Annotated in this window: 11 protein-coding genes and 2 pseudogenes; 7 read left to right on the plus strand and 6 right to left on the minus strand. The window is 31.8% G+C overall.

All coding sequences use genetic code 11. The features are described from left to right. Window positions 1–79: 79 nt before the first annotated feature. Together HMPREF2917_RS03305 and HMPREF2917_RS03310 are read left to right on the plus strand one after the other, a co-directional pair. Window positions 80–451, plus strand: a complete 372-nt coding sequence (locus HMPREF2917_RS03305; RefSeq protein ID WP_003004846.1) for a hypothetical protein — start codon at window positions 80–82, stop codon at window positions 449–451. 488 nt (window positions 452–939) lie between these two features. Further along, entirely contained in the window at window positions 940–2523 is a 1584-nt protein-coding gene (locus HMPREF2917_RS03310; protein ID WP_013904653.1) for an ATP-binding cassette domain-containing protein, read from the plus strand. 9 nt (window positions 2524–2532) lie between these two features. Here HMPREF2917_RS03310 and HMPREF2917_RS03315 read toward each other — a convergent pair whose 3' ends face one another. After that, the gene (locus tag HMPREF2917_RS03315) at window positions 2533–3396 is read right to left on the minus strand and encodes a helix-turn-helix domain-containing protein (RefSeq protein WP_041818440.1); all 864 of its coding nucleotides are present in this window, start codon (window positions 3394–3396) and stop codon (window positions 2533–2535) included. Between the two features lie 1154 nt (window positions 3397–4550). On the opposite strand from HMPREF2917_RS03315, the pseudogene HMPREF2917_RS11180 reads away from it, so the two are divergent. Further along, a pseudogene (locus HMPREF2917_RS11180) lies at window positions 4551–4619 on the plus strand (peptidylprolyl isomerase); the annotation flags it as partial. Between the two features lie 244 nt (window positions 4620–4863). Here the strand turns inward: HMPREF2917_RS11180 and HMPREF2917_RS03320 are convergent. The 5 genes and pseudogenes from HMPREF2917_RS03320 to HMPREF2917_RS10885 all read right to left on the minus strand — a co-directional run. After that, window positions 4864–5226 carry a hypothetical protein gene (locus tag HMPREF2917_RS03320; RefSeq protein ID WP_049472736.1) on the minus strand — a complete coding sequence of 121 codons (363 nt, stop codon included), beginning with the start codon at window positions 5224–5226 and terminating at the stop codon, window positions 4864–4866. Window positions 5227–5541: 315 nt separating this feature from the next. Next, complete coding sequence (locus HMPREF2917_RS03325; RefSeq protein ID WP_049499762.1) at window positions 5542–5772, minus strand: hypothetical protein; 231 nt, start codon at window positions 5770–5772, stop codon at window positions 5542–5544. 818 nt (window positions 5773–6590) lie between these two features. Next, window positions 6591–7226: an ABC transporter ATP-binding protein gene (locus HMPREF2917_RS03330; RefSeq protein WP_070588960.1), complete on the minus strand. Its 636-nt coding sequence runs from the start codon at window positions 7224–7226 to the stop codon at window positions 6591–6593. Window positions 7227–7228: 2 nt separating this feature from the next. Then, a complete protein-coding gene (locus tag HMPREF2917_RS03335; RefSeq protein WP_049473279.1) occupies window positions 7229–9238 on the minus strand; it encodes a DUF1430 domain-containing protein in 2010 nt (669 codons plus the stop codon). A 47-nt stretch (window positions 9239–9285) separates the two neighbouring features. Further along, window positions 9286–9453 (minus strand): annotated as a pseudogene (locus HMPREF2917_RS10885) (lactococcin 972 family bacteriocin); the annotation flags it as partial. 170 nt (window positions 9454–9623) lie between these two features. Between HMPREF2917_RS10885 and HMPREF2917_RS03340 the strand changes: the two are divergent. From HMPREF2917_RS03340 to HMPREF2917_RS03355, 4 genes are all read left to right on the plus strand, one after another. After that, the gene (locus HMPREF2917_RS03340) at window positions 9624–10472 is read left to right on the plus strand and encodes a helix-turn-helix domain-containing protein (RefSeq protein ID WP_070588961.1); all 849 of its coding nucleotides are present in this window, start codon (window positions 9624–9626) and stop codon (window positions 10470–10472) included. Between the two features lie 499 nt (window positions 10473–10971). Next, window positions 10972–12105, plus strand: coding sequence for a hypothetical protein (locus tag HMPREF2917_RS03345; protein WP_049485547.1), 1134 nt, complete (start codon window positions 10972–10974; stop codon window positions 12103–12105). 14 nt (window positions 12106–12119) lie between these two features. Then, window positions 12120–13010 carry a C39 family peptidase gene (locus HMPREF2917_RS03350; protein WP_049498805.1) on the plus strand — a complete coding sequence of 297 codons (891 nt, stop codon included), beginning with the start codon at window positions 12120–12122 and terminating at the stop codon, window positions 13008–13010. A gap of 36 nt (window positions 13011–13046) precedes the next feature. Continuing rightward, window positions 13047–14177, plus strand: coding sequence for a hypothetical protein (locus HMPREF2917_RS03355; RefSeq protein ID WP_049498806.1), 1131 nt, complete (start codon window positions 13047–13049; stop codon window positions 14175–14177). The last annotated feature ends 148 nt before the right edge of the window (window positions 14178–14325 follow it).

Below are 14325 nucleotides of genomic sequence, written 5' to 3' on the forward strand. Positions count from 1 at the left end.
TTTTTACTAATGATTTTAGTGAAACTAGGTATATTAAAAAAATAATAAATATCTTTAGATATTTATAGGAGGAAAAATAATGAAAAAAATTATTGCTTTAGTTGTTTTAGTACTTGCGGTTGCCGGTGGAGTATTCTTTTTCTTGAATCAAAATTCAGGACCAGAGAAGCAAATTATTGGTACTTGGTATGATAGTAAACACGATTCAACTATCGTTTTCAATAGCGATAAAACACTAGAAGTAACAAATAATAAAGACGAATCTAGAGATGGAACTTGGAAAATCGCTGGGAAATACGTCAAATTAAAGGTTTCTAGTGCAGCGAGTGCTAAAGCTGAATTACCTGGAAAAGATGAAAAAGAAGTAAAATATTTAAAGATTCAATTTAATTCAATTGAAACTGTTAACAGTGATTTTCGTGTAGCAGACGGAACTTTTGAAAAACAGTAATATAATTTAAGTATCTATTTTAAATATACGTGAAATTATCGCAACTGAAATCGGAATAAGAAAATTGATGCAATAGAATATAGAGAAAGCCTTGGAATGATTCCAAGGCTTTTTTAGCTATCTATATATACCTTGTATATTCTATCTGGTTTAGTGTGATATATTCATTGTTAATACTCTTCGAAAATAAAATTCAAACCGCGTCAACGTCGCCTTGCCGTATGTGTAGGGATACTGACTACGTCAGTTCCATTTCAACCTCAAAACAGTGTTTTTAGCAACCTGCGGCTAGTTTACTAGTTTGCTCTTTGATTTTCATTGAGTATAAATAAAAATATGAGTTCTCCTCTTATTTTAAAAAATAATTATTTTATAATTTTTTTATACTTAGTGTAAACTATTCAGTGCGTCCCAAATACGGGAGGTTTGTTTCTGATTTTCATATTTGGATTATAATACTCTCATCAGAGTTACTTAAGGAGTAAGATATGAACCAGATTATGAAACAATATAAATTACTATATTTCTTGCTTATTTTATTAAGTCTGACAAGTGCTCTTTTAATGACATTCTTCTCTCTCCAATTAGGAAGAATACTTGATAGTATATCTAATTCAAATAGTGGATTACTCTTTCATATCACTATTTGTGTAAGTTCGATTTTACTGTGGTTCTTGATTTCTTGTTCCTATTCCTATCTTAAAAACCAATATGTAAAAAAAGTTATTTTAGATCTAAAAAGGCGTCTCTTATTACATTATTTATCGCGTGAATTTAACCAAATTGACAACCGTAACCATTCAGATTTCTTAAATAATATCACCAAAAACAGTGACCTTATTCAAGAAAATTTATTAATCCCTAAAATCTCTCTAATTGCAAATTTAGGGAGCCTTATCATGAGTGTGGTTGCTATTATTTATATAGAATGGCGATTAGCATTAGTCTTTCTTTTATTGTCGAGTCTAACGATTTTTCTATCACAAATTCCTGGAAAGTTAATGACTAAATCAACAAATAATTATTCTCTACAAAATAATCACTATTTGTCAAAAATGACAAACTTTATTAATGGTTTTGAACAAATTAAGTTATTAAATATTCAAAGCTGGACCCAAGAAAAAATTCAGGAAATCAGTTTAGAATTTGAAGAGTCCAGAAAAACATATCAATTCTTAAAAGACTTAGCTTCAACTACTGGAATTTTACTAAGTTTTGGCTCTCAACTATCCTGTATGGTTGCTGGTATCTTTTTTGTAAGAAATAACTTACTGACTATTGGATTACTAGTAGCAAGTATTCAATTATTAAACGGTGTTTTTGCTCCATTACAATCTATTCTTTACAATAAAAATTTAATCAGCAGTAGCAAGTCCATTATTGATAATATCCAAGAAAATTTATATGAGACAAATCATGAAATTTTCCATAAAACAAGGACAATTGATTGTGATAACATTTCGACCATTTCTATTAGCCAATTACATTATGAAATTGAAAATAAAATATTATTTGATCATTTTTCCTATGAATTTAAAAAAGGCAAACGCTATGCGATTATAGGTGCTTCAGGAGCTGGGAAAACAACTTTAGTAAAATTAATACTAAACTATTATTCCAAAAATCTTTATGATGGGGAAATAAAAATCAACGGAAAACAGAATATTGATATTCCCTCAGAGGAGTTATATAAAGATATTGCATTTGTGCAAAAAAATGATTTTCTGATTGAAGGAAATATCCTAGAGAATATCAAACTGTCCAGAAACCTTTATTTAACTGAAAAATTAAGAAAAGCCTTAGGATTTAATGAAGACTTCCTTAATAAGAGTCTATCTCAATCAAATCAAACCATTTCAGAAGGAGAAAAGCAACGAATTGATTTAGCTAGGTTTTTAGCCAAACCATATTCTGTATATATTTTTGACGAACCTACAAGCAACCTTGATCCAATAAAAGCCAAAGCAATGATGGACTACATTCTATCCATTAAAGATGCAATTGTTATTGTCATTACTCATGATCAAAATCCAGAAATATTGGAAGAGTTTGATCACGTTATTACCCTATAGATAAATGGCCTAGTCTACTAAATGAATGATGTGTTTCTCAAAGTATTCTTTGTAATTTTTGTAGATTGTTTTATTGAAGAGTTCGAAAATTTTTAAAGCTTCTTCGATTTTTAAAAGTGATTTTTGATTATGATAGAATTTCAGTTCCAAATATCCATCTAAATACAGCAAAATAGTTTGTTCAAAAAAATCTGTGGAATCCGCTAATATATTCTTCGTAGCCTGTTTTAAAAATAAAGATTCCTCATATAAGTCGTTCTCAATCATTATAATCAAAGAATTGAGAAGTAGTTGAATGAGAGATTGTCTATTTTTAGGTATAGAGCTATACAACTTCCCTTTTTTGAGCGCCTCTTTGGCATATCTAAATAATAAATCTGGAGATAGAACACGACAGCAATTTCCAAGGATGAGCGTTTCGTAATAACCCCAGTTTTCAACAGAAAATAAATAGTTTGTAAGATAAGAGGCGTCTTGACGACTCAATTGATGATTCTTATCCATTCCCGAAACAATACTTTCAATGAAAATAGCATTTAATTTATGGTAATGAGAATTTGTCCTATGAAAAAGTTCTATTTCTTTCTCTACCATATCTAGTAATGCTTGAGAATCTTCATTATATGCGGCCTGTTTAACAGAAGCTATTAAGGTATTAAAATCCGAAGGTTGATAATGATTACAGATAAGCAGAAATTCCTCTAGTGTTACTCCTATTCTTTCAAGAAGATACAATAACTTAAAGACAGAAATCTCTGTTTCTCCTAATTCAAATCTAGATATTTGAGATTTTGAAATTTCAGCACCTGCTAATGAAGAAATAGAAATTCCCTTTTCTTCTCTTATTTTCCTATAAGTTTCACCTAAAATCATATTTATCTCCATTTACCATAAAAAATCATTAGAAAGCGTGACAGATTATGAAAAAATACTATCAAATCTTTTTATTATTATTATTTGATATTATCATTATTATTGGATTATATCAATAAAATTAATGAGTGTGTGAAAATTCAATACTAGGAGAAAATGAAATAAATATTTCCACAATAAAAAGTATGATATCAAGTTTTTTGGAAAGCCTCTGTTTGTAAATTATTTTAACTCACAGTTGATGATTCCACAAATTGAAAAGTTTTAAACTTAGCATTTAAACGCTCAATTTTAATACGTATTACAACTATCTCTATTAAACTTCTTATCCTCTACAGTCGATACATGCTTTTTAGAACTTTTTAAAGGAAAAAAGATATCTCATGAATATTCATAGTATCTAAATAACAAAAACAAGTAATTGCTCTGACAAACTTGACCTATACTTTCTTTAAAAAGAGTAAAATCATGTGTATGACCGTCTCAAAAAACTAATTGACAGGCACGAAGTGTCGTTAAATCGATTATGATTGTGTCTTTATGGTGTATATCTTTTTCCAGGATAATTCTTACTTTGGTTTCTTTTAGGACATTGAAATAGGACTTTCTGTGACATCAATAGCTATAGTGACACTTGTTAATTTTAAGTTTTCTAAGTCAAATAGACTTGAGGAATGAAGAGTGTATTCTACGAATGTTAATGTTCACTAGTCCAAGACCAAAATCAAAAAACTAGAAGATGTTGAGTTGATTAATAGCATAAATAATGCAAGTTCAGAATTAACTGTTTTTCTAGACTTAAAGTTTTTGTGCCTCCTCCTTTACAGTGTTTGGATTTATAAGTTGTATCTAGACAGGATATCTTTGTTGGGAAGGTATCCTTTTTGACACTAATAAATAATTTAAAGTTCTCAGGAGTTAGTTGCATGGTTTTTCGTAAATAGTTTTCTTAACTATAGTATAGCATAGTACAGTATGGCACTTTATTTTTTCCAATAAGTCTATTATACCCCAAGGACAGCTGGTTTTAATTTTTTCTCTGAACTGTACGATTTTGCGCCAGAAATGTAGGAATTACCTTTCGTTGTGATGTGATAAAACTTACAAATCTTTTTTGTTATTCTTGACCTAGTTTTTTAGAAAGAAGGTCTAAGATGTTAAATAAAGTCAAAACTAAAGCCTTAATTAGTGTTGGAGCAGTGGCTGCAACTAGCTTTATTCTCTGAATCTTGCATGATAAGAAGAATAAAGAAATAAAAAGAAAAATCAAAGTGTTTGTTTATCGGCAATCATCACAATTCGGTTTTTTAAAATAGGATGGTATATTTTGTTTCTTTGACCAAACTATGACCAAAATTTGAACAAAAAATAGATTTGACTTTCGGTTAATAATAAGCTTAAAAGTTTTTTGAAGGAATCTATTTAGCACAAAAAAACACCTATTCGGGAAAATAGGTGTGAATGATGTTATTTATATCCATATTGTTTTAGTGCGTTATTATATTCTTCGCTATCTTTAAGATAGTAGTCGTGCTTAACTCCACTAATATCAACAGAAAAGACCCCTTCTTTAAATGAATAATCTTCTGATCGACTCGCAATGTTTTTTCCAGTTAATTCTATCGTATTCTTTTTTTTGTTAATGGTAAAGCTGTCGGCTTCTCCATGCTCTATGGAAGCATTATCTCCTTTAATAGTAAATGCCAATTCATTTCTTTCACTTGATATCCAATAGTATTCGCCATCCAGAGATTGTTGCTTATTTTTAGTGCAAGCAATTAGCGTAATTATTGATAATGACAACAATATTATGCTAACAAATTTTCTCATGTTTCTTGCCTCGTTTTATAATATTACTATACAAAAATAATGTTATAAAACTGTATCAATGTCTGTTATAATGGAAATTTCAAATAATGTCCATTATAACAGACATTAGTAAATTTTAGAAAAAGATCTATATTTGGCTATAGTTTTACTAAATCTCTACGACTATAGATTAAAAATGTATACACTTCTATACAAATAGTAGAAAAGGACTCAGTCCTGTAAAATACAGAACTAAATCCTTTGGATAGCCTATTTGCCTAACTTTTTTTGGGTCAGTACAATCTGGTTGCTAGGGCTTTATTATGCTTTATCTTACTAATGATGATGATCTTTTTCAGGATTGCTCATAATATGTGTAAATATTTCTTTATATTTATATTTCAGATATTTTTCGTGTAGAATGAACAAAGCTACGTAAACAATCATAAAAACAATAGATAAATACAGCATATCAAATGTACTATGTCCAAAATAAGTTGCGGACTCATAAGATCCAATAGCTCCTAAGACCAACCAAGGAATATACTTGTAATACTTAGTTACCATAACACAGTCCCTCCTTTAATTAAACTAATGAGAATATCTAAAACTAAAAGTCATACCTGTACTTGTAGGATTATAATGATCTAAGGTCATCAAAGTGCTAAATTCTCAAACCAACTTCTACCGCCAATAAACGTGGAAGTTAATTTGTCAAAACAATGCTATTAAAAAATAAAAGGGAAAACTTTTTTGTTAAATAAGGTTATCGTTACTATTAACCAAATATAGTTTTTAGCCAATCAACTATAAGTGGTCTAAGTAATGGGATTAAGAATAGACCTACAATGATACCTAAAATAAATATTGGAAACATTTTTTTGAAGCTTCTTTTATTCATCTATGGACACATCCCTTCAATGAATGGAATCCCCACCATCGCCAACTATCTAACAAGTTGAAGAGTGGGAGTGATGCTATAAAGAATAAATAGTAATTTTTTTCACGTTTTCTACATCTTTCTTTAATATATATTATATACTAAACATATATCGAGATGTAAAAATGTCACATATATACACATAATTAGAGGTGGAGCTGTTATGCGTTGGGTTTACGGTACGATCTATAAAAAAATACGGAAATCAAAACATATTAGTCAAGAGGAAGTTTGCGCTGTAGTTTTACTAAATCTCTACGACTATAGATTAAAAATGTATACACTTCTATACAAATAGTAGAAAAGGACTCAGTCCTGTGCAATACAGAACTAAATCCTTTGGATAAATTATTAATCTAACTATTTGGGTGCACTTAACTTTCGGGATGTTTTGTTAGGAAATGAATATGTAACGTAATGAAAATCTGTGCTATTACCCTATTCTTCATTGACTAATTTTTAGGCTTACCACTTGATCAGCTTGTTTCCAAATGGTTGGATTATGTGTTGCAATAATGATCAGACGTTCCTTATTTTTTAATGTTAGGAGTAAGTCCATAATCTCCTGTGAGGTTTCAGGATCAAGAGCGGCAGTTAATTCATCTGCCAAAATTAGAGGAGGATCTTTTAAAATGATCTTTGCCAAGGCTACACGTTGTGCTTCTCCTCCAGAAAGCTCATATACTTTTTGATCTAGTTGAATATAAGATAGTCCTACTCTATCTAATGCTTCTTCTTTAGTCTCTCTCTTTTTTTGTTTGTCTAATTTATGACCAATTAATCCCAAATCTAAATTTTCTGAAACAGTTTTATTATCGATTAGTCCAAAATTCTGGAAGAGATAACCGAGTTCATTTCTGAAATAGTTTGTTGGTTTAATCTTTCGTAAATCTTTTCCTTTATATTGAATACTTCCCTGATCATAAGGTTCTAGCTTGGCTACCATATTTAGTAAGGTTGTTTTGCCACAACCACTATTTCCGATAAGAGCATAGACTTTACCTGCATCAAAATTTAAGTTCAAATCACTAAATACCGTCCGGTCCCCAAAGGTTTTTGTTAGTTGATGGATTTTAATCATTTCTATGCTCCTTTCAATATAATACTAGCCATCCTATCTTCCTTACGAGAACGATGCATTAGTATTAAAATAGAATTCAAACCAAAGACGCAAGAGGTTAGAAAGACTACCCAAAGTTTATTTGTTAGCAAAAGACCAATAGCCCCTCCCAAAATGAAGATAACTATTTGCCAGATAAAAAATTTCTGGTGTAACTCAAAAAAATTTAATCCTGATATTTTCTTAATAAGAATAGTTTTACGAAATTCTTCAAAGTAGAGGATTGTCATTGTATTAAAGAGTAGAATTGAGGTAGCAATACCTAGAAAACCACCAGCAATGATTGTCAATATTTCAACTTGAATGTTGTGACTCATACCACGATAAACATAATAGGCAAGATCATACTGACTGATATATTTCTTTATTCCACCTTGTTCAACTAGTTTTTTAGTGGCATCCAAACCTTTAAAATACAGATAATCAGATGGATAAGTGAAGAAATCATTTCGATTTTTTCCAAAAGAGCTTGGTTTAAGGACAATAAGTATAGGATCACTTAGAAATTGTTGATATGAGATTGGTGTAGAATTATATACGAAACGCTTCTTATTGTTTGAAATATAGAAAACACGAGCTTTCATAGCCTGTTGAATTTTATTTCCCTTATCGTTTCGAATCGCTAGGAAATCTTCATAAATTTGACGCAATTTATCTTCTTGATCTTTTAATTTTTCAGGCAATAGTAGTCCAAATTCTCCTTCTCCAAGGCTATTAATGCTCTTCTTATCTTCTTCATTTAATTCTACATTCTGAACATCTAGATAATTAGGAGTCACATATAAGCTATTAGCATACGGATTGTAGTCATTTATCGACATTTTTCCCATTAAGGGATGTGAAGACAGACCTTTTAGATCGAATGATGCAAGTGGATGCTGAACAAGCATTCCTCCATTCTGAATGCCAGTTTCTATGAAGTTTTTCCATTGTTCTTCCAACATTTTTCTACTATCCTGATTTCTAGCCTCTGCCCCAAACTCCCTATTTGTTGAAAGCAATACCCAATCTTTTTGATTTGACCATGCTGTATCTCCAGCCTGATGCAATTGCCAAATAGTTGAATAGATACTTGTTCTATGAATGGTAAGTACTATTAAAAGAAAAGCAACCAATTGCCCCAAGTAAAGAATACCCATAATCTGTTTCAAAGGTAACTTTCCTTTGAGTAAAGAAACCAAATGTACCGCTTTAATACTTAAAACATAAAGAAAGCTAAAGAGTATAGAAAGGAACAAAAGTAACAAATTATAAGTTATGCTAGCTGAAAAAATAACTGGAATAGAAAATGGTGTGATAGGGAATAGACTTACACCACAGATTCCAAGAAAAACCCCTGTAATTATCCCTAAAAGTAAATCTCCACAATCACTAATAATTGAGTTTCCAAAAATCTGAGTTAGGTGCAATCCAGAAATATATCGAATCCCAACTGTTCGCATTTCCTTGGTTTTTTGAATAATCATTAAGGCTATAAAAGTTAGTAGAAAAATGACCAAAACGAGTAATTGACTACCATTTCCCATATACGTAAATAAGCTAAGAAAAATATTTGGATATGAAACAAATGTTTGTGTGAAACCCAATGATTGAAGTTCATGATTTAATCTATCTAGAGTGAGATTTCCAGATAAAATATAATAATTGGACAATAAGCCACTATTGTAAAAATCTTCTTCACTAGCTTTAACAAGGCCGTTTGGGATATGGCCAGATCCAAATATTGCATAGGAAAAATGAACCTTACCTTTATCGTCTATTGTTTCAATTTGTTCACCAATCACACTGTCTGTTTCATTTGCTAATTGATCTAAACTGTATTTTACCTGATCTTTTGATACCTCTTTGTTCTGGGAAAAAATACTAATAGCTGGAAAACTATTGTGAATAACCACATATGAGGTTGAAAAACAAATCCAAAGTAGAAAACTTGTTATAAAGATATTTGAAAGGATGACAAATAAGCGCTTCATACTTTACTCACTTTCTAAAATTTTCATGAATAGTAATATAATCTTTTCTATGAGCTATGAATTTTTTTAAATCCGTAGTTAAAATATACTGTTTCACCAAAATTTCTATTTATAAAAGCTCTTGAGGTCTGATGAGAAGGAGCGTAAGCATATGATGATTTACTATCTCTTGCACGAGTTACGCTTGACCAGTGATATTTGTAATCATGGTAATAATTTGAAAATGCACCCCAGTTATTTGGATTGTGAAAGCATTAATACAAAAAATAAATAGTGATTTTCTTTTGCATATCTGAACCTCCTTCTTCTATATATATGATATACTAAATACATAACGAAGTGTAAAAATGTAACATTTATACACATAATTAGAGGTGAAGTTGTTATGCGTTGGGATTACGGTACGATCTATAAAAAAATACGGAAATCAAAACATATTAGTCAAGAGGAAGTTTGCCAGGATTACACTTCAAGAGCGCACTTGTCGCGTATTGAATCGAACCAAGTAGTGCCTAGTTTTGAGTTGATGGAGCATCTTCTAAAGCAAGTTGGCCTAGATTTCGAAGAATTTCGATATATATGTCATTCTTACCACCATTCCGATAGAGAAGAAATTATCTTATTGGCAGAAGATAACAATACCTACCAATCAAATGATAAATTATTGGAACTGAAGAATAAGAGTGTAGCTTATTTAAGAAAACATCCTAATGATATTCCTGTGTCAAATATACTAAAGAGAGTAGAGGTCATTCTTTGTTTACGAGAATCTGGTCCAAATGAAAAGGTAAGAATAATGGCAACGGAAGCTTGGAACGAAATTAAAAATCAGGATGTCTGGTATCATAGTGACCTCAAATTAATTGTCGTTATTTTATTTACACTTCCACTAGAAACAGTGATTTCTATCTGTGATGAAGTGATAGATAGGCTCAATGATTACTCTGATTATACAGAGATTCTTCCCACCAAGTATAAATTACTCTCAAATTTAGCCAGTATTTTTCTGTGGAATGGTTTGATGGAGAAATGTACGAGGATCAGTTATCTATTGTTAGATACGGCAAAAAAAAGTAAGCGATATGATTTTCTAGGAAATGCCAAAGTGACACTTGGAATTTGTTTAAGTGATAAAAAGCTAGTTGATGAAGGATTGCAACTACTCGAATTAACGGATGAACAAACACTATTGGAAGCATGTCAGTCAGATGTGAATCGTTTTTTCAAGGAATGAGTTTCTAAATGGATTTAGTCATAAAACGGTTTGAAGATATAATCGACATATTGTTGTATCCATGCTCAATGGTTATTGGGTAAGGGATGGCAACCTACACATTATCCCGTTAGATCAGCTAGTTAAGCAATATTTGAAAAAATGATCATTTAATTTAACAAATAATAATTTTGAATTGCACCTCAAATGTTAGAGTTCATCTAATATTTGAGGTGATTTTAATATGAAATACAATTATTTTCAATTATCAAATAAAGAGATTTCCGTTCAGAAGACTTTGATAGCATAGATTGAACCAATAAATACTGAGGAAAATATTTTGAGTTCATTTATCTAAGTATAAAATGTGTATATAAGAGACAATTTGACATTTGCTTTTTTATTTTGTGTATTATTATTCTAGAAAGAAAAAAAGATTTCAATTTTAAAATCGTTCGTTATCTTTTTATTGTAGATAAATAGGTAATGAAGTAATGCTTAAGTCAGGAGGTATAGGCTGATGAAGAAAAAAGATCTTGTCAAACAAAAATTTTTAACTTTTATCATCCTTGGTATTATCATTCTCTTATCAGCCTGCACTCTTGTAGGACCACAAAAAAAATCTCCTTCCGGTAGTACCAATGTGTCTAGGAAAATAGGATTCGAGGAAAGAAAGGCAGAAGATTTATTAAAAAATTCTATTTCTATCCCTTATCCAGATGCGAAAATCTTTACACCTACCGCGCTGTCAAATGATGGGATTGCTTATGGCGAGGCTGTTGACCAAGGACACGAAGATCAGAATTATCTTGCCAGTATGAATTTACATACCAAGGAATTTCAAAAGATAAAAGATGTTGAAAGGACATCCAATCTGACTCATGTAGCTGTTAGCTATGTAGATCATGATATTGTTGTTTTTGAAGAGTATGATCAACTCAATCAGACAGGGATCTACTATCTTTGGAAGATAAAAGACAAATCTTTAACGACACTGATCGATAGGAGACCTATTGGAACGGTTCCAGTTACTCAAGTAGCTCGATCCAACCAGAAACTCTTTATAAATTATGAAGTAGGCGATAGCCTATATCAAATTGAAGAATTTGACCTTGAAACAGGGACTCATCAGACGATTGAATCAGAAAATAGCGGTTTTCCGACTGTCTTTAAAGATCACTTGTATTATGTACAAATTGATAACACAGCTTTAACTACAAAAATTGTAGCCTACTCCTTAAATGATGGGCAGAAAAAAGTTATAGATCAAACAAAGGATGATCAACGCTATTATGTCGATTTATTGACGAACGGGCACAATCTCCTTTACTTGGTTGCAAATAATAAAGATGCTTCGTTTACCTTCGAAAATAAAAACCATAAAAAGATATTTTCTACTTCACAGGCAGAAACCTCCATATATCGCAATATTTATCTCACATATATGGGAGAAAGAAGAAATGAGGAGCGTGTTAAATCTCAATATTATTTGTGGGATTTGAGGCATCGGATTCATTATTTATATGATCATGGCCCCATTTTACTATCGGATAAAGGGATTCTATGGATTCAATTCAAAAAGAAAGATAGTGAGATTCCAAAAGGTGAAATCTATCGAAATGAAAACTCCGTAATGCGCTATCAAGAATGGTAGAAAGGAGAAAAATCATGAGAAAAGTTCATTTATTCCTTGTACTTCTGACTTTGCTTGGTTTATCTGGCTGTACAGAGACACCAAAAGAAAGCCAAACAAGTCCTTCCAGCTCTCGTAAGGTTACATCCTCCTCATCAACAACAGTTAGTGTAAAAACAAAGGAGCGTACAGAACCTAATCCTCCAATGCCAGCAGAGGTAGCAGAGCGATTAAAAATTAAGGAAGGCAATACGGAAGCCGGTGGTCAGGAAACATTGCCATCTTCAAAACAGGAACAAGCTTCATTGAAAGAGAATACGCAACCTTCTCAGTCGGTCAAAAAAGAAACATCGTCAAAAGAGAATCAAGGAATCCGAAAACTATTGCCTATTTCTTTAAAACTTCAAGAAGAATGGTATTTCTGTGCTCCTGCGACAGTCCATATGATGCTGGCTAGTCGAGGAGTTAGCGTCTCTCAACATCAATTAGCTAAGGAAATGGGGACTTATAATCCCTATGGGACGCATAATCGAGATGCCATTCGCGTCTTGAATCAGAATCTATTTGGCTATCCAGAACCAAGTGGAAACCAAGCAGGTTATCGACTGGTTACTGTAACAGATGCTCGTCCAGGTTCTGAAGATATCCGGCTCTTTAAAGAACGTGTTCGCAAAGATATTGATGATGGGTATCCTCTCTATTACACCTTCAATGTAGCACAAATCTATCCTGGAAAAAGTGGGGAACATAATGTGATTGGAGTAGGCTATGAATTGACAGCAGATGGTAAGGACATCTCAGCAATCTATTATCTAGACCCCGATACACATGTACAGGATCCAAACTATGGAGGCTTGAAGAAACTGACACCAGAGGAGTTATTAGCAGCCATGGTCACATGCGGTGAGAAAAATTATGCTTGGTGAGAAAGTGAGTCGTGAAATGGATAGGAGGGATAACCTATGAAACGCTCTTATCTTTTTGGGATTTTATTTCTATTCTTCCTTTTGCTTTCTTGTTCTAAGGTCCAAACACCAATGTTTCAAGTTGATCCAGAATCGAATCTTTACTTGGTCACCTCAAAAAGTATTCAATCATATACTAAGAAAGAGAATAAGCTTGAGTTACATCGAGTAGAAAAAATTGATGTAGCAACGTATGTTAATCTCTGGTTTTCGTGTTTAAACAGTGGTGATAAGATGATCGTAACGGAAGGTGATGATTTTGCACCAATAGATCATCAAAATATCATTTCAATTGATTTTTCTAAAGGTGAGATGAGGAAAAATCATACTAAGAATTATGCAATGATGGGATCAGGTATCTCTTCTAATTACTTTTATACTGCTCAAACAGATGCAAACTCAGGAATATTAACAGTCTTTTCTCTTAATGGAAAGCAAGTTTTTCAGAAAAAATTTAACCAAATGACAGCAATTTCGAGTCAGATTGTTGCAAATAATTCTAACGTATATGCTGAGATTGCTTATCAAGATCCAAAACGAAATCGTCCAGAAGGCGTGTTGGATTCAGACTTAATAGTTCTAAATGAAAAAGAGCATTGGAAAGAAAAAGATAGAATTCGATTAACTTCAGATGGTAAAAAGGTTGAAATGTTAGAAGGCTTGGCAATTGTCAAAGATAGGGCATTCGTAAGTATCTCTGCAATTCGTGATACAGATACTTTTGAGAAGGTGGCAGGAAACCAATTGTTGTCAATCGATTTGCACACTGGAGAAAGGAAATTATTTACCTTACCCAATCCTTATCCTAATATGCTTTATCCAAGTCCAGATAATCATTACCTTGTCGTCAAGCACGAGGTAGAAGGAAAGAATATTTTATCTGTTCTTGATTTACAAAATGAAACTATAAAAGCCATTGTGTTGGATGACGATTCAGGTGAAACACCAAAAGAAATAAATTCTCTTACAATTTCAAATGAAAATATGTTGTATCTAACTACTGGTCGACATTTATTACAATATAGTCTCAAGGATGCTAAGTTGATTGAGAAACAGAAATTAAAATTGGGAAAAGATGATTTTCCAATCGGATTAAGAATCGTAGAAAAAGACTTAGGGTCAAATTAATAATAAAGGCTCATTGTCAACTGTAGTGGCTTGATAAAAAGTTACAATCTGGAGAGGACTAAATTGGTTCTCTCCTTCATATAAGAAGTAAGTTAGCATACGTTAGTCAGGATCCCTATTGTATTGAAGGGACACTGAGAGATAATTT

Source organism: Streptococcus sp. HMSC061E03, from assembly GCF_001813505.1.
In the GTDB taxonomy this organism is placed as follows: Bacteria; Bacillota; Bacilli; order Lactobacillales; family Streptococcaceae; genus Streptococcus.